We start from the raw sequence: 17,050 nt of genomic DNA, 5'->3' as shown, positions 1-17,050 counted from the left end.
ACTATAATTCTTTTACTGCTCTTTTAAACTGGTCACCTCTATCTTCGTAGTTTTCAAAAAGATCAAAACTTGCACAGGCCGGCGACAATAATACAGAGTCTCCCCTTTCGGAAATTTTATAGGCCACCTTTATGGCTTCTTCCATTGAATAGGTCTCGACCATTAAATCGATTACATTGCCAAAAGCATCTTTCAATTTGGAATTATCCATTCCCAAACAGATGATTGCTTTTACTTTTTCTCGCACCAAAGGCATTAATTCTGAATAATCGTTACCCTTATCAACTCCACCAGCTATCCAAACAATTGGCTTTTTAATACCGTCAAGGGCATAGTAGGTTGCATTTACATTTGTAGCCTTGGAATCGTTGATGTATTCTACATGATTGATTTTCAAAACATTTTCCAATCTATGTGGAACACCTTGGAAGGTTTGGATGCTTTTACGGATGGTTTCCTTTCTCACATTCACCAATAGCGCTGCCAAACCGGCTGCCATGGTATTTTTTATGTTGTGCTGGCCATGCATAGCCAAAATATCTGTACTCATCTCCAAGGTTTTTTGTTCAACATTCATTTTTATTATTTCATTTTCAAGCCAAGCTCCCTGTTCTTGCCTTTCCTTTAAGGAAAAGGGAATTAATTTGGATTGAACTGGGTGTTTTTTCAACCAATCGAGAATCACTTTGTCATCAGCATCATAAATCAAGTAGTCCTTCTGATTCTGATTCATTGCGATACGAAACTTGGAAGCGATATAGTTTTCAAACTGATAATCATATCGGTCCAAATGGTCTGGGGTGATGTTGGTCAAAATCGCAATATGCGGTTTAAAATCTACTATTCCATCTAGTTGAAAACTGCTTATTTCCAACACATAATGGTCAAAATCTTGCTCAGCTACCATTTTAGCATAACTATCCCCAATGTTTCCGGCCATTCCCACATGAAATCCATCATCTTGCAATAAATGATGGGTCAACATAGTAGTGGTGGTTTTTCCGTTACTCCCGGTAATCCCGATTAGAGTTGCATCGGTATAGGTCGACGCAAATTCAATCTCGGAAATCACCGAAATGTCTTTTTCAACCAGTTTTTTAACCAATGGTACTTTATCAGGAATCCCAGGGCTTTTCATCACTAGATCAGCATTCAGAATCTTAGATTCGGTATGTTTGCCCGACTCCCGTTCAATCTCAAAATGTTCAAGAACTTTACTGTATTCTTCTTTTATCTCGCCTTTGTCCGAAACAAAGACCTCAAATCCCTTTTTTTTACCTAAAATGGCCGTACCCACACCACTTTCTCCTCCACCAAGAACAACCAAACGAGCCATTTATCGAACCTTTAGGGTCACAATGCTTATTATGGCCAGCAAAATGCCTATAATCCAAAATCGGGTTACTATTTTGCTTTCGTGATATAATTTCTTCTGATAATGATGGTGCAAAGGCGCCATTAAAAAAATCCGTTTGCCCTCGCCATATTTCTTTTTGGTGTGCTTGAAATAGCTCACCTGCAGCATCACCGATAAGGTTTCTGCAAAAAAGATTCCGCATAAAATCGGAATCAACAGTTCTTTCCGAACAATAATGGCAATTACCGCGATTACTCCTCCAATGGTAAGACTCCCTGTATCTCCCATAAAAACTTGAGCCGGATAGGCATTGTACCACAAGAACCCAACCAGAGCACCAACAAATGCAGCGATGAATATCACCAACTCCTCCACGCGTGGCAGATAAAAAATGTCCAAATAGTCAGAAAACTGGATATTTCCAGAAACCCAGGCAAAGATTCCCAAGGCCATTGCGATTATGGCCGAAGAACCTGCCGCCAAACCATCGATTCCATCAGTAAGATTGGCGCCATTGGAAACTGCAGTCACAATTAAAATCACCACAGGTATAAAAATCAGCCATGCATAGTTTTCAAGTCCTTCACCTGCCCATGAAATCCAGTCGGCGTAGTCTAATTCATTATTTTTCAGAAAAGGAACATTGGTCCGAACCGCTTTCATTTCTTCTCCAAAAACTTGCTCTACCTTAAAATCTTCAGTGATTTGTGTCGTATCCTTCTCTTTGATGGTCACTTCAGGGTGGAAATACAAAATTGCCCCTACTATTAACCCCAAGGTCACTTGACCCATTATTTTAAACCTTCCCTTAAGGCCTTTTTTATCCTTTTTGAATATTTTGATATAATCATCCACAAAACCGATGACACCCATCCAAATAGTAGTAATAATCAATAAAATGATGTAGATATTCTGGATTTTCGCAAACAACAACACAGGAACAAGCGTGGACAAAATGATAATAAGTCCTCCCATAGTCGGAGTGCCCGCCTTTTGTTGCTGCCCTTCTAGACCCAAATCACGAATGCTCTCACCAATTTGTTTTTTCTGAAGAAACAGAATAATCCGCTTACCGTAGACCATGGCAATCAAAAGAGACAACAATACCGCCATAGCTGCCCTAAAAGTCAAAAAACCAAAAAGACCAGCCCCAGGTAATTGGTATTGTTTTTCTAAAAAATCGAACAAATAGTACAACATGGACTACATTATTTATTTAAATCGGACAACGCCGCTTTCACTTCCTTAAAATCATCAAAATCCTCCCTTACGCCATTCGTCTCCTGATAGGTCTCGTGCCCTTTGCCAGCCACTAAAATGATATCGTTGGCCAATGCCAACTTGCAAGCCGTTTTTATAGCTTGTTTCCTATTTTCTATGGACAATATTTTCTTAGTGTTTTGAGGTTCCACTCCAGCTTCCATTTCCTCGATTATTATCGAAGGAGGTTCTGTTCTAGGATTGTCAGACGTGAAAATGGCTTGATTACTCATCTCCGATGCGATATGACCCATAACCGGACGCTTAGACTTATCACGGTCACCACCACACCCCACTACGGTGATGACGTTTTCATTTCCAGTCCTCAATGCATTGATCGTAATCAATACATTTTTTAGCGCGTCCGGAGTATGGGCATAATCAACAATTGCCGTTATTTTATTTTTTGATATGTAATATTGAAATCTACCATCGACATTATCCAGCTCGCTGATAAGTTTCAAGATTTCCATTTTTTCAAGACCTAAAAGATCTGCCGTAGCATAAATGGCAAGCAGATTGTAAGCGTTAAAATCACCTATCAACTTAGACCAGAGTTCATTTTCATCAATCTTCAAAAGCTGACCGCTAAATTGCTTTTCCAAAATCTGGCCCCTATAATCTGCATAGGACTTTAATGCATAAGTATGTTTTCTAGCCTTGGTGTTCTGCAACATGACCAACCCATTTTTATCATCGATGTTACTCAATACAAATGCCGTCTTAGGCAGGTCATCAAAAAGCTTTTTCTTAGTGTCTCGATACTCAGCGAAAGTTTTATGGTAATCTAGATGATCATGCGACAGATTGGTGAAGATTGCCCCTTCGAAATGTAGCCCTTCGGATCTTTTTTGATGTATTCCATGCGAGCTTACTTCCATAAAACAAAACTCCACACCCTCTTTATTCATTTCAGATAGGTATGCATTAATGGTGAGCACGTCTGGCGTGGTGTGTGTCGCAGGGTACTCTTTGTCATCTACCAATACTTTTATAGTTGAGATCAATCCTACCTTAAATCCTGCTTTCTTGAAAAGTCTATACAATAATGTACTTACTGTAGTTTTGCCGTTGGTTCCTGTTATTCCGACGAGTTTCAGGTTCTTAGATGGATTTTCGTAGTAATTGGAAGCTATTATTGCCAATGCGCTATTACTATCGGAAACTTTGAGATATGTAACTCCGTTGACCAGTATTTCAGGTAACTCCTCACACACTACGGCTTTGGCCCCCAACTCAATGGCTTTCTCAATATATTTGTGACCATCTGTGATCAAACCTTTTATAGCCACAAAAACATCATCCATTTCCACTTTTCTGGAATCAAAGTGCACTTGGTTGACCAAAACATTAGTGTCACCACTTACAGCGATGAGACTTACCTTATACAATATGTCTTTCAATAATTTCATGAAAGCTCCAATACAATTTTTCTAACTTGATTTAAGTTGGTTCCTTGATCCACAGATTGCTTTTTCACTTTTCCATTACCTCTTACTTCGACCTGCAATCCCAAATTTTCCAATAGGGAAACGGCATCCATACCACACATTCCTTTCACATTGGGTACTTGTATATACTGTTTCTGTGCTTTAGCATAGTATCTTATATACTTTTCTTCCAATTCACCTTCATTCAAAACCTTTCCTTCAACTTCATCGACGGTGGGAGATATGGTATATATTTTTTGGGCCATCGATTTGAAAACCGGTCCGGAAACGTCCGCTCCGTAATACCCTACACTTTTATCTGGCTCATGAATAACAACAATACAGGAGTACTTTGGGTTATCTGCTGGAAAATATCCCGCAAAAGATGAGATATACGCCATCTTATCAGGGTCTTTGGCCACATAATTCTTTTGTGTTGTACCCGTTTTGCCTGCCATGGAAAAACTCTTGGAGTATAATTTATGCCCTGTTCCATGCTTTTTTTCAACAACATTTTTCAGCAATTGCCGAACCTTACCTATTGTTTCTTTTGAACAAATCGAAGGGTTTACCACCTCCTTGTCAAATTTCTTCAGAACCTTACTACCTTCGCGCACCGCTTTGATTAACCTTGGCTTGACAAACTCTCCATTGTTTGCAATGGCATTGTAGAAAGCTAGGGTCTGTATTGGCGTCAAAGACACTTCGTAACCATGCGACATCCAACCAAGGGAAATACCAGACCATCCTTTGTCTCCCGGATAACGGATAACCGGTTTTCCCTCACCTAGTATCGGCAGCTCCAATTTTTTGTGAAGTCCCATGTTCATTAAGCGGTCAACATATTTTTCTGGGTTTTCCTTATAATTTTCATGGATAATTTTAGCAAAAGCCGTATTTGAAGAGACTTCGAATGCATGAGAAGCAGATATTTTACCATATCCTCCCCATTTTGAATCTTTAACAACTCGATCATAAATGCGATACCTTCCTTTCTCGGTATCGATGACAGTACTCGTATCAATGACTTTATCTTCAAGTGCCACCACCATTGACATCAACTTAAAAGTAGAGCCTGGCTCATGGGACTCACCCACAGCGTAGTTCAATTTTTCATAATACTTTCCTTCAGCGGTGCGACCCAAATTGGAAATGGCCTTGATTTCCCCTGTCTCAGTTTCCATGACCACTACGCAACCATGATCTGCATTATATTTTTCAAGCTGCGCCAAAAGTTCATGATGCGCAATGTCCTGTATATTTATGTCAATTGTGGAAACAACATCAAGCCCGTCTTGAGGCTCAACGATATTATCAAGCCCAACAGGTTTCCATTGGCCTTTCGCAATCTTCTGTTTCAATCGTTTTCCTTCCTTGCCTCGCAAATACTGTTCTCCAAAGGCTCCATCCAGACCCACCCTAGTATAGTAACCGTTTTCATCTACACGCTCGTATCCAATACTTCTGGCCGCCATCTTACCCAAAGGGTACTCCCTAACCACACGATGCGTTTCAATAAAACCACCCTTGTACGGCCCTAATTTGAAAAGTGGAAACTGTTTGATTCGGACATAATCCAAATAATTTACATTTCTTGCCACCAGTTTGTAGCGATTGCCATTCGCCCTTGCTTTTCTAAAAAGCTGTCGGTAGTACGAAGATGGCCTATCAAAGAGGTGCCCCAATGAATCGGATAGCGCCGCTACATTATCCTGAAAGTTTACCTCAGAAACTGTTTTGGCATCAAATCGAATCTCATATTTTGGAACAGATGCAGCCAACAAGCTCCCATCATCGGAATATAGATTACCGCGGTTAGGCTCTATGGTGAACATTCTTTCAGTTTTGTTCAGCGCCAACTCTTTGTAATCTTCCCCCTTGATCATCTGGATATCCACCAGTTTGACCACTACACAAATAGCGAAGACCAGCAGACCCCCTGCAACCAGATAAAGCCTGTTCATTATATTTTTTTCAGTGATTGCCACTATCTATCCGATTTAACCTTTATTTTTTGAGGGGGGATTTTTGAAGGTTTCAACCCTTCAACAACAACTGTTTCCTTTAGGGTTGATTCCAACTTCATTTGTTGAACCATCGACCGATGCTCAAAGAACTCACTTTTGAGTTTTCTCACTTCTTCGCTCAAAGCCGCAATTTCATGCACTTTTTTATCCGCATTGTGACTACTGGAAATCATCATGGCGGCCAAAAAAGAGGCAAACAGTAAAAATATCCAGTTTTTGGGAGCGTCCCCGCTCACCAAAAACTTTCCTTTTAACAGATCCAGTATTCCCTTTTTCATTTTTGTGTTCGGTTATTTATTCGTTCGGCTATACGGAGTTTTGCGCTCCTAGCTCGATTATTTCTTGCCACTTCTTCTGCTGATGGAACTATTAACCCTCCGACCTTCTTTAATGGAACATCAATGTTCCCATAAAAATCCTTTTCGGCCTCGCCCTCGAATCGTCCAGCCCTAATGAATCGCTTTACCAAACGATCTTCCAATGAGTGATAACTAATCAGGCTCAACCGCCCTCCTTTTTTCAGAACTTCTGGCGCTTGAAGCAAAAACGCTTTGAGCACTTCGATTTCTTGATTGACCTCAATCCGTATAGCTTGATAGATTTGCGCCAGAATCTTGTTTTCTTTCATTTTCGGCAAAAACCTGCGTAAAACTTCCTTCAGCTCGTCCGTGGTTTTTATTGAATTACCTTTCCTAGACTCAACTATGGTTCTCGCAATTGCATTTGCATTTCGTAGTTCACCGTATTGAAACAAAACCGAAGCCAATTCCTTTTCCCCGTACGAATTGACAACCTCATAAGCCGACAATTCACTGTTTCTGTTCATACGCATATCCAAATCCGCATTAAACCGAATAGAAAACCCTCTGCCCGCCTCATCGAACTGATGCGAGGAAACCCCAAAATCAGCTAGGATTCCATCAACTTCCCGAATGCCATAGAACTTTAAATATTGTTTAAGAAATTGAAAATTCTGATTGATCAACTGAAATCTCTCATCTTGGATAGCATTTGCCAACGCATCCTCATCTTGATCAAAAGCAATCAATCTGCCTTCACTCCCCAATCTTTTCAAAATTTCTTTGGAATGCCCTCCACCACCAAAAGTGACATCCACATACACCCCATCTTCTCTGATGTCCAACCCGTCTACCGACTCTTGGAGCAATACCGGGTTGTGATAATCGCTAGTCATCGTCGTCAAAAATCTCCTCGGCTAAATCGGCATAGTCCTTCTCACCCTCCGCCAAGACCTCCTCATATTTATCCTTGTTCCAGATTTCTATTTTATCAAAAACTGCATTGAGCACCACTTCCTTACCAATCTCAGCATAGGTGACCAAGTTCTTCGGAATCTGCAACCTTCCTGTATCACCATCAATCGCAACCTCTTGCATGCCAGCCACAAAATTCCTGACAAACGCATCGTACTTACGATTAATCTTGCCTTTCTTCATAACCTTTTGCATCAAAACATCAAATTCTTCTTTCGGATACAACTCCAAACATTGCTGAAAAACCGACCGTTTTATCACAAAACCATCCTTCAAAACAGGCAACAACTGATTCTTTAAAGAAATAGGCAGAATCACCCTTCCTTTTGCATCAGCTTTACAATTATGTTGTCCTATGATATGGGTCACTAAAAATCAATTGGTTAAGAATAATAACTCAAATATATATATTTTATTTCCACATTTCTCCACTAAAAGACACATTGTTAATAAATTTTCCACATTTTCTTCCAAAGGATTCGATTTTGCCGCAAAAAAAGACTCTTTGTTTGTTTTTGATTTATAGCACTCTAGAATCACATAAAAAAATCATCCCAGACAAAGGAATAAACAGTAAAAATGGTGTTATATGAATTGCCTATATTTGCCCTTCTTAGGACCAACTAACTTTAGATGGAAGAAGACATCATCAAAGAGGGAAAATACAGTTACATTGAAAAAGGGGAAGGCACCCCAATGATTATACTCCATGGATTAATGGGCGGATTGAGCAACTTTCAAGGGGTATCTGACTATTTTCCATCCCAAGGTTATAAGGTATTGATTCCCGAACTTCCCATTTATGAGATGCCCATGCTCAAGACAACAGTAAAGAACTTTGCCAAGTTTTTGGAAGGCTTTATTGAGTTCAAGGGGTTAAAAGATGTTATCCTTTTGGGTAATTCCCTAGGAGGTCATATCGGACTACTGCACACCAAAATGTTTCCTGAAATGGTGAAAGCATTGGTAATTACCGGTAGTTCTGGACTCTATGAAAGTGCCATGGGGGATGGATATCCGAAACGAGGTGACTACGAGTTCATTAAAAAGAAGGCCCAAGATGTTTTCTACGATCCCGAAGTTGCCACAAAGGAAATAGTGGATGAAGTCTTTGCAACGGTTAATGACCGCATGAAATTGGTAAAGACACTGGCTATTGCGAAAAGCGCCATTAGACATAATATGGCCAAAGATTTACCTCAAATGAATACTCCAACGTGCATTATTTGGGGTGAAAATGATACGGTAACTCCTCCTAATGTGGCAAAAGAATTCCATGAATTGCTTCCAGATTCGGATTTGTTTTGGATTGAAAAGTGTGGACATGCCCCAATGATGGAGCATCCGGAGGATTTCAATAAAATCCTTGAGGGCTGGCTCAACCAAAGGAACTTCTAGCATATGAAAATTACCTCGGCCGAATTTGTGATGAGCAATTCCAATGTGGCCAAATGTCCTAATGAGCCATTGCCCGAATATGCCTTTATTGGACGTTCCAATGTGGGGAAATCTTCATTGATCAACATGTTGGTAGACAGAAAGGGTTTGGCCAAAACTTCTGGTAGGCCTGGTAAAACCCAACTCATCAACCATTTTAAAATCAATAATAATTGGTTTTTGGTCGATTTACCCGGATATGGTTACGCGCGTGTTTCCAAAAAGGACAAGAAGGTTTTTCAAAAATATATCACTGAGTACTTCCAAAAAAGAAAGCAACTGGTCTGCGGTTTTGTTTTGGTTGACATAAGGCATGACCCGCAACCCGTGGATTTGGAATTTATGGAGTGGCTTGGCACCCATCAAATTCCTTTTGCCATCATTTTTACCAAAGCAGATAAGTTGAAACCCGCCATAATTGAAAAACAGGCAGGTGCTTATTTACAAAAGTTATTGGATGGTGCTTGGGAAGAGGTTCCTCCACATTTTATCACTTCATCCGCAAATAGAACAGGTAAAGATGAACTGCTCAATTATATTGACGGCATCAACAAGGAATTTTTCTCCTCCTAGACTTCATTTGTTTTTTCCCTGATAAGCGCAATCAGTTCTTGAGCGGTTTTAAGTTTATTTATTTTTTCAGCTGAAACCAGAACGTTCAACGTACCGCCTTCTTCTTTCAGTGCTATGGGAAAGACAAATTCTTTTTTTCTCTCTGAACCATATTTTCCAGCAAACTCATCCTTATGCAAAAACTCCATATCAAGCTCACTGTTTTGCCTAAACTCTTTCCAAATTTTATTTTCAGAAACAATTCCAAAAGTTATGTCGCAGAGATTGCATTCATAGGTTGAAGGACTAAAAACTTTGTGCATGCTATCTAAAATAGCATTGCGAACACCTGAATTGGCGTTGTAAACAAAAATTAGCTTTGTAAGATTCTTTTTTATCATCTACCCAAATAGTAGTGTTTCAAACCTGAACCTAACACCAAAACTTACGATTAGAATGGTCTGTTTACTTTTTCAACTCCAACTTCTCAGCAAAATAATCGCAAAAATCCCTCATGGTAGCAGTCATTTTTTCATCCTGCGTAGCTTTCATAAAGGTATCGGCCATAGTAGTCAAAGTTTGATGGAAAAAAACCTTCATCTCATCAACAGGCATGTCCTTGGTCCATAAATCAATTTTTAAGGATTCTTGATTTTTACTGTCCCAAACCGATAACATCATTGCTTTGGCCTCTTCGTTTTCAATTCCACCATCTTGTGCAGACCAGTTTAGAGCTTCGGGAACGCGGTTTTCGTCCAGTCCAACAGTAAGTTTTATTTCCGAGGTATGTGCTATTGCCATTATTTTCTTGGTTTGTATTTTGATCTTTTAAAAATTTCATCTGCCGGCAAACTTAACATTTGGTCCAAGGTCACATCGTTCTTGTCCATAAATGCCCTTACAATTTGCCATCCTATATATCTTCCTATTCTTCCTGGCGAATCGCTATCCATTACAAGTCCAAATTTGGAAAATGGCGCAGGGTCAAGAAATCGCCTATCCAATTTGGCATCTGTACTATAAAGTAATTCACTATCTATAAAGTACCGCCATATTTGCTCTTCGTTGTCTATTGCCCATTGCATTTGGATGTCTGAATATCCTATTTTTTGAGCATCCTCTTTTTGGGGAAGAAGTTTATCCTTTAGATATAATTCCTTGCCGTAATACACCATTCGGGATAAAAAAGAGCGGTCACTAGGATATTTCACAATTTTTTTAGCCAGTGCACTTGCTACATCAGAAGCAAGATATTTCTTATCAAGACCGGATGCAATGTATCGCTGAATCCTTTCGTAAAAATGATGTTCTGGTCCTAAATAATTATCAAGCCCTAATAACAGAAGGGAGTCTGTCAAAATAACCCTATCGTTATAGCGGACATCTGAGGTAACCGTAATAATTTTTGGGGGCTTGGCTTTTGGAAAATAATATGCCACATGTTTAAAAAGGGATTCCAAATCCGTAGTTTCATCTTCAAAATCCCCAAAAACTTTATCAACTTCTTCAGATAACTCCAGTTGAATTGTATCCTTTAATTTAGCAACCCAAACACTATCCGAAAACTGGGAAGGGAACAAATAAGGGTATTTGGATTTCAACAACGGAATTGTCTCCGCTTTGGCTGCCGCAAATTCACGATCAAATCGTGCTATGGATAAATCAATCTGCGTTGCGGCAATGGCTTCAGCAGTTTTATCAACTTTTTTGCAAGCCAAAAACATACTGAAAATCAAAGAAACCCATAAAAGATGGGAACGAAAGCCCAAGTATTTTGACAACCTCTTCATTTTTAGCACAGCAGCGTTTAAATTTACAGGGCACAAAGGTAATTTATTGAATCTAAAAAGAAAGATATGCAAACCGAAAAGGTGATTGAACATATAGTTGACTGGTTAAAGGATTATGCCGTAATGGCGAACTGTAAAGGGTTTGTAATAGGTGTTTCTGGAGGAATTGATTCTGCAGTTACCTCTACACTTTGCGCCAAGACAGGGCTAGACCTTTTGTGTTTGGAAATGCCGATACATCAGGGTAAAAACCAAGTAACACGAGCCGATAGGCATATTGATTGGTTGATTGATAATTTTACAAATGTAAATAGGCAAGCGGTGAACCTAACACCTGTATTTGACACCCTTGTCAATGAATTTCCCAAAGTTGACAATGAAGAAGATAGGTTCATGTCACTTGCTAACACACGCGCCCGGTTACGTATGACCACGCTGTACTATTTTGCTGCGCTTAAAGGCTATCTGGTAGCTGGAACGGGAAACAAAGTTGAAGATTTTGGAATTGGCTTCTATACCAAGTATGGTGATGGAGGTGTTGACCTGAGCCCAATTGCCGACCTTCTCAAAACGGAAGTTTACGAACTTGGAAGGGTTTTAGGAGTCAATCAAGATATTATGGAAGCGGCACCAACTGATGGTCTTTGGGGAGACAGTAGAACAGATGAGGATCAGATAGGGGCATCGTACCCAGAATTGGAGTGGGCCATGCAAATGGATGAGGCCGGAAAGACAGAAAACGATTTTTCTGATAGAAAAAAAGAAGTATTCCTTATTTATAAAAAGTTTAATACTTCTAACAAACATAAGATGATTCCTATACCTATTTGTGAAATTCCCACCCACTTAAAGTAACCTTTTAACCCAAAAATCCCAGCTTAAGACGAAAAAAACCCTAGAAATTCTGTGGTTTTAAGAAAAAAAACAGAGTTTTACGCTTACAATTTGTTATCTTGCTCGCTACGCCGCGTAAGTAATTAAGTACTAAACAACGAATAAAACTCAAACCAAATGATTAAAGTATTAATAGCTGACAACCACCCCATAGTTCGACTCGGCATAAAGCAAGTGCTCGAATCTAGTTCAGATATTGAAGTCATTGCTGATGTTTCGACCACTTCTGAACTATTTGAACTGTTAGAGAAAGTTACCCCCGATGTTGTAATGCTCGAGATGGACATTCCTGAAATCAATGGGATTGCTACCCTAAGAAAGATGAAACAGGAATTTCCCAACGTAAAGACATTAATGTACAGCGGGCAATCTGAAGATGTTTATGCCCTTAGCACCATTAGAGCTGGAGCTTTTGGTTATCTATCGAAAACCGCTGACTTGGATTACATCATCACAGCTGTAAGAAAAGTGAGTGAGGGTAATATGTTCATCACCAATGAGCTGGCACAACGCTTAGCTTTTGATGAAGGAACGCAAAAACCACGAAGATTCTTTAGAAAACTATCATCCAGAGAGGTAGAAGTGTTAAAGCTTTTGGCCAGTGGAAAAAGAAACAAGGAAGTAGCAGAAGGGTTGAATCTAAATGAGAAAACCGTTAGCACCTACAAAGCCCGTTTAATGAAAAAATTGAATGTGGACAACTTAGTAGATTTGCTACAACAAGCTAAAGCTTTAGAGCTTTACTAGAATTTCCTTTCAAACAATGTAAGATCCCGGGTTTCCCCGGGATTTTTATTTTAGGAAAGTACCCGATTTAATTTAGCATTCAGTAATTTGTTCAATTGCAAGTAGTTGACAATCTCTTCCAATACCTCTGAGTTGTCACTATTATTTTCCTCAGTACTTTTCTGAAGCTTCTTTATTCTATTTTTGATAAGGTTGCATCTTAAGGTAAGAATTGTTTCACCCACCAACTGAGCCACACCAAGCCCTTTTTCTTTAGGATAAATATCCTTGCGCTCCCAATCGTGGAGCACATACCTTTCTTCCTCCATTAGAATGGAGGATACTTCACTTACCATTTCCTGACTAAGATTCGACAAAAACGTATTTACGGTAAAGTTTTCACTTTCGTTCAAATCTTCTATCAATTTGTAATAAATAGTTCTGAATTGCTCATTCGTTAATTCAATTTCATCTTCCTGTAAATCGAGATATACTTTTTCATATACCTTAGCCTCCACAATTTCAGGTTCCAGTACCAAATCACCCTCCTCGTTCTCCTTTAGCACCAAATCTTCAAATTCTTGCTTTTGATTCCCATAAAGGAGAAGCATTTCTATAATCTTGCGCTCCAATACATATTGAACATCCACCTTTTCAACAGGCCGTTCATTCTTGACAACCTCAAAGGCCTTTTGCTCTTGTTTTTGTTTTTTGGTCGCCTCAGTAAAACCTTTTTTGTCAATTTGAGCCAAAGTATTGTACAGAACCTCTTCAGAAATCTGCATCATTTTGGCGCATTCCTGAATATAGATCTCCTTTTTGATGCGGTCGGGAATTTTACTGATACTGTTTACAATATCCCTTACAGTATCTGCCCGTTTTATAGGGTCATTGGCAGCCTCTTCAGCCAAAAGGGAAGTCTTAAACTGGATAAAATCCTTCGCATTTTCCTCTAAATAGAGCACCAAATCTTCATAAGTGTTGTTTTTGGCAAAACTATCGGGATCTTCTCCTTCAGGAAAGCTGCACACCTTGACATTCATACCTTGCTCCAAAATAAGGTCGATTCCACGCAAGGAAGCACGTAAACCGGCAGCATCCCCATCAAAAAGTACTGTGATATTTTTGGTCAAACGGTTAACCAAGCGGATTTGCTCTGGAGTCAAAGCTGTTCCACTAGAGGCCACCACATTTTGCACACCTCTTTGATAAAACTGGATTACGTCAGTGTATCCTTCGACCAAATAGCAATTGTCTTCCTTAGCAATGGCTTGTTTTGCAAAGTAAATACCATAAAGCACCTTGCTCTTGTGGTAAATCTCACTTTCCGGAGAGTTTAAATATTTAGCTGCTTTTTTATCGCTGGTCAGAATTCTTCCTCCAAATCCCAACACACGTCCACTCATTGAATGTATTGGAAACAACACCCGCCCTTTAAAACGATCAAATTTTCTAGATTCTCCCCCAGGTTGTTCCTTAACAATGGTCAAACCAGTTTTTTCTAGGAATTCGAGCTGATAGCTATTCTCCAAGGCGGCTTTGGTAAAAGCCTCCCATTCATCAAGGGCGTAGCCCAATCCGAATTTTTTTATGGTCTCATTACTAAAACCTCGTTCTTTAAAATAGGTGAGTCCGATGGCTTTACCTGGTTCGGAATCCCATAGGATATCCTCAAAATATTTTTGCGCATATTCCGAGACCAGATACATGCTCTCTCTTTCATTCGCTTGCTCTTTTTGCTCGTTGGTCTGTTCGGTTTCCTCAATTTCAATATTGTACTTTTTGGCCAGATATTTTATGGCCTCAGGATAGGTAAAGTGTTCATGCTCCATTAAAAAAGCCACTACATTGCCACCTTTCCCACTACTGAAATCCTTCCAAATCTGTTTTACGGGAGATACCATAAAACTTGGGGTACGTTCATCGGTAAACGGACTCAACCCCTTAAAATTGGAGCCAGATTTCTTTAGCTGCACAAAATCACCGATTACCTCTTCCAAACGGGCAATTTCATACACTTGGTCTATGGTCGTCTTTGAAATCAAATCTCAGCTTTAAAATAGCCTTTAAAGGTAACTAAAAAACAAAATTTTTATAAAAATCTCTTTTTGGTCAGATCAAAAGGGTATTCCATCAATTGCTATGGAATAGGTCTCCAGCATTTTTCAACCTTTGAATGGTAAAATTGCCAATTTATCAAAAGAAAAATATGAACAGATCATTGTCACTCTGGGTCAAAAAGAAAATATTTAAAACTGTAAAACCATTAATAAAAGGTTACCAAAAAGCCATCTCCAAAGAAATTCCCCGATTTAAAATTCAGCCAAAAAACATTGAACATACAAGTCTTCTTTTGGATAGAGAAGATTTATTAAAACATTTGCCCCAAAGAGGGGTTATTGCTGAACTAGGCGTTGATACAGGTGATTTTTCGGAATTAATCTTGACAACCTGTAAACCAAAAAAATTGCATTTAGTTGATTTTTGGGGTACTAAAAGATATAATCAACGTAAAAAAGCACATGTCGAAGAAAGATTTAAATCTCAAATGAACTCCGGTAAAGTCGAAATAAACCTTGGGTACTCCACAGTGGTAGGTAAAACGTTTGAGGATAACTATTTTGATTGGATATACATAGACACAGATCATTCTTATAAAACCACCATTTGTGAGCTGGAAACTTGGAATACCAAAGTAAAGAAAAATGGCATCATTGCCGGACATGATTTTATTATAGGCAATTGGGATGGATTGGTAAGGTATGGTGTCAAAGAAGCCGTTTACGAATTTTGTTTAAAACATAATTGGCAGATTCTTTATCTCACAATGGAAATTGATGACCACCCCAGTTTTGCCATAAGAAGAATTTAAATTGTACTTTGCTATAAAAATAAGTTTGATACTCTTCTTTGGAACAAGACCTGGAAAGAAAGAAACCAAAACATTGTATAATGTTTCTTGTCCGTATTGCTCTCAAACCGGTACATTGACTGCTATATCACAGCCTAGCTATGTGCATTTCTTCTGGATTCCCGTTTTTAAATTAAAGACTTCCCAATTTGCAGAATGTGCGCATTGCAAACGCGGTTTTTATAAGGAGGAATTTTCCCTGAATATGAGAAAGGCTTTAGAAAATTAAATACAGCCGAGACTCTTAAAAATTCTCGACTGCACTCAAACTAACAAAAAAGGTTGATTGGTTATAAATCGAATCGAAGGCCTAAGGAAATATTTCTTTGTTCAACATCAGCATCTTTAAATATGGGGTTTAAATCATACTTGAGATATAAAAGCACTCCATCAAATCCCATATAAGCGCTAACTCCATAAATGAGGTCGTTAGTATTATAATCCCGTTTGAATTTATCCTTCACATTCTCCCCATCTCGAGAATATTTAAGCTTCTGACGAGTTCCGAGGTTGAATCCGCCATAAGCGCCAATTCCAAGCCGAAACTGGTTTTGAATGGAATATCTAATACTTTTATCCGTTTCGCGAAATCGTGAAGGTCCAAACTCAAAATGCACTGGAAATACCAAATTATCCATTCGAAGTTTTGATTTATCCAACTCAAACTCAAATTCCTCGAGAACTGTTTGGTTTCCATTTTGAACAAAGTATTGATTCCCTTCCGGTTTTAACCCATTAAACTGAAAAGAAAAACCATAATGGAAGCGCAACCAATTGGAATTGCGAAAAACCCTTGTTCTCCACTGCCATCCCATTTCAAAAAACCTGCTCCCCCCAGTTTTGTAGGGCGAATCATTTAAAGACTGCCCATCTATTAAAGCATTGTTCAAACCTACGGCAAAAACAAAGTCTGAATATGTACGTCGGTCGTATGTAACTTCATCTTTCCATCTACGGTTAAAAGAAAATGCAGGTTTTCCATTTATATCGAGCCCCAATCTTATTCTGTTTCCGTCAATACTGTCCATTTCGGTCAAAGTCAATAGTTGACCTTGATTTCTTTGCATCAGCAAAATTTTATTTTCGATAATGGCCACTCTATTTTCGATATTCAAGGCCCTTTTTTTTGCCACTTCAGCTTTTAATAGTTCGGCTTCCTCAACTGTCAACGCACCACGCTGGGTTCTCCGGTTAATATCTTTAACCTCTTTTTTTAGTGCCTCCTTTTCTTGCTGTATGATTTTTTCCTTTTGTGCCTTCAAATGTTTTACTTCGTTTTCATACTCTTCTTGGGCCGCAACATTTTGAGTCAGCAATGACAATATCGTTACCGTAAAATACAGTGTAATCTTTCTCATAATGATTTCTTGATTTTATCCCTTCTTTCCTCCC

The 17,050-nt window shown here is 39.0% G+C and carries 18 protein-coding genes; 6 read left to right on the top strand and 12 right to left on the bottom strand.

The features are described from left to right. Position 1: 1 nt before the first annotated feature. From murD to E4661_RS07615, 7 genes are read right to left on the bottom strand one after another with little or no spacing between them, the layout of a single operon-like run. Complete coding sequence (gene murD, locus E4661_RS07645; RefSeq protein ID WP_136466239.1) at positions 2 to 1,336, bottom strand: UDP-N-acetylmuramoyl-L-alanine--D-glutamate ligase; 1,335 nt, start codon at positions 1,334 to 1,336, stop codon at positions 2 to 4. Beyond that, positions 1,337 to 2,557 carry a phospho-N-acetylmuramoyl-pentapeptide-transferase gene (mraY, locus tag E4661_RS07640; protein ID WP_136466238.1) on the bottom strand — a complete coding sequence of 407 codons (1,221 nt, stop codon included), beginning with the start codon at positions 2,555 to 2,557 and terminating at the stop codon, positions 1,337 to 1,339. An 8-nt stretch (positions 2,558 to 2,565) separates the two neighbouring features. After that, a complete protein-coding gene (locus tag E4661_RS07635; protein WP_136466237.1) occupies positions 2,566 to 4,029 on the bottom strand; it encodes a UDP-N-acetylmuramoyl-L-alanyl-D-glutamate--2,6-diaminopimelate ligase in 1,464 nt (487 codons plus the stop codon). Continuing rightward, positions 4,026 to 6,035 (bottom strand): penicillin-binding protein, encoded by a 2,010-nt coding sequence (locus tag E4661_RS07630; RefSeq protein WP_136466236.1) that lies wholly within the window; start codon positions 6,033 to 6,035, stop codon positions 4,026 to 4,028. The genes E4661_RS07635 and E4661_RS07630 overlap by 4 nt, the downstream gene beginning before the upstream one ends. Next, entirely contained in the window at positions 6,035 to 6,352 is a 318-nt protein-coding gene (locus tag E4661_RS07625; RefSeq protein WP_136466235.1) for an FtsL-like putative cell division protein, read from the bottom strand. Before E4661_RS07625 ends, E4661_RS07630 begins: the two co-directional genes overlap by 1 nt. Then, on the bottom strand, positions 6,349 to 7,269 hold the full coding sequence (gene rsmH, locus E4661_RS07620; RefSeq protein WP_136466234.1) for a 16S rRNA (cytosine(1402)-N(4))-methyltransferase RsmH: 921 nt from the start codon (positions 7,267 to 7,269) through the stop codon (positions 6,349 to 6,351). The genes E4661_RS07625 and rsmH overlap by 4 nt, the downstream gene beginning before the upstream one ends. Beyond that, positions 7,262 to 7,717 (bottom strand): division/cell wall cluster transcriptional repressor MraZ, encoded by a 456-nt coding sequence (locus tag E4661_RS07615; RefSeq protein ID WP_136466233.1) that lies wholly within the window; start codon positions 7,715 to 7,717, stop codon positions 7,262 to 7,264. Before E4661_RS07615 ends, rsmH begins: the two co-directional genes overlap by 8 nt. 264 nt (positions 7,718 to 7,981) lie before the next feature. Between E4661_RS07615 and E4661_RS07610 the strand changes: the two genes are divergently transcribed. Both E4661_RS07610 and yihA read left to right on the top strand, forming a co-directional pair. After that, positions 7,982 to 8,746, top strand: a complete 765-nt coding sequence (locus E4661_RS07610; RefSeq protein WP_136466232.1) for an alpha/beta fold hydrolase — start codon at positions 7,982 to 7,984, stop codon at positions 8,744 to 8,746. A gap of 3 nt (positions 8,747 to 8,749) precedes the next feature. Next, positions 8,750 to 9,358, top strand: a complete 609-nt coding sequence (gene yihA / locus E4661_RS07605) for a ribosome biogenesis GTP-binding protein YihA/YsxC (protein ID WP_136466231.1) — start codon at positions 8,750 to 8,752, stop codon at positions 9,356 to 9,358. Here the strand turns inward: yihA and E4661_RS07600 are convergent. From E4661_RS07600 to gldB, 3 genes are all read right to left on the bottom strand, one after another. Beyond that, positions 9,355 to 9,738, bottom strand: coding sequence for a 3'-5' exonuclease family protein (locus E4661_RS07600; RefSeq protein WP_136466230.1), 384 nt, complete (start codon positions 9,736 to 9,738; stop codon positions 9,355 to 9,357). The two genes, yihA and E4661_RS07600, sit on opposite strands and share 4 nt — an antisense overlap. Positions 9,739 to 9,802: 64 nt before the next feature. After that, a complete protein-coding gene (gene gldC, locus E4661_RS07595; RefSeq protein WP_136466229.1) occupies positions 9,803 to 10,138 on the bottom strand; it encodes a gliding motility protein GldC in 336 nt (111 codons plus the stop codon). Beyond that, on the bottom strand, positions 10,138 to 11,127 hold the full coding sequence (gldB, locus tag E4661_RS07590) for a gliding motility lipoprotein GldB (RefSeq protein WP_136466228.1): 990 nt from the start codon (positions 11,125 to 11,127) through the stop codon (positions 10,138 to 10,140). Before gldB ends, gldC begins: the two co-directional genes overlap by 1 nt. Positions 11,128 to 11,193: 66 nt before the next feature. Between gldB and nadE the strand changes: the two genes are divergently transcribed. Further along, positions 11,194 to 11,982 (top strand): NAD(+) synthase, encoded by a 789-nt coding sequence (gene nadE / locus E4661_RS07585; RefSeq protein WP_136466227.1) that lies wholly within the window; start codon positions 11,194 to 11,196, stop codon positions 11,980 to 11,982. A gap of 156 nt (positions 11,983 to 12,138) precedes the next feature. After that, on the top strand, positions 12,139 to 12,768 hold the full coding sequence (locus E4661_RS07580) for a response regulator (RefSeq protein WP_136466226.1): 630 nt from the start codon (positions 12,139 to 12,141) through the stop codon (positions 12,766 to 12,768). 50 nt (positions 12,769 to 12,818) lie between these two features. Here the strand turns inward: E4661_RS07580 and dnaG are convergent, their stop codons facing one another. Further along, positions 12,819 to 14,792 carry a DNA primase gene (gene dnaG, locus E4661_RS07575; protein ID WP_136466225.1) on the bottom strand — a complete coding sequence of 658 codons (1,974 nt, stop codon included), beginning with the start codon at positions 14,790 to 14,792 and terminating at the stop codon, positions 12,819 to 12,821. A gap of 164 nt (positions 14,793 to 14,956) precedes the next feature. Here dnaG and E4661_RS07570 point away from each other — a divergent pair, with 164 nt between their 5' ends. Together E4661_RS07570 and E4661_RS19560 are read left to right on the top strand one after the other, a co-directional pair. Then, a complete protein-coding gene (locus tag E4661_RS07570) occupies positions 14,957 to 15,619 on the top strand; it encodes a class I SAM-dependent methyltransferase (RefSeq protein ID WP_168796347.1) in 663 nt (220 codons plus the stop codon). A 1-nt stretch (position 15,620) separates the two neighbouring features. Next, entirely contained in the window at positions 15,621 to 15,887 is a 267-nt protein-coding gene (locus tag E4661_RS19560; protein ID WP_313779467.1) for a zinc-ribbon domain-containing protein, read from the top strand. Between the two features lie 61 nt (positions 15,888 to 15,948). Here E4661_RS19560 and E4661_RS07560 read toward each other — a convergent pair whose 3' ends face one another. Further along, entirely contained in the window at positions 15,949 to 17,016 is a 1,068-nt protein-coding gene (locus E4661_RS07560) for a porin family protein (RefSeq protein WP_136466222.1), read from the bottom strand. Positions 17,017 to 17,050: the final 34 nt, after the last annotated feature.

This window comes from Flagellimonas onchidii, from assembly GCF_004804315.1.
GTDB lineage: Bacteria > Bacteroidota > Bacteroidia > Flavobacteriales > Flavobacteriaceae > Flagellimonas > Flagellimonas onchidii.
The sequence above is the reverse complement of the archived record's forward strand: the minus strand, read 5'-3'. Positions and strand labels throughout refer to the sequence as shown.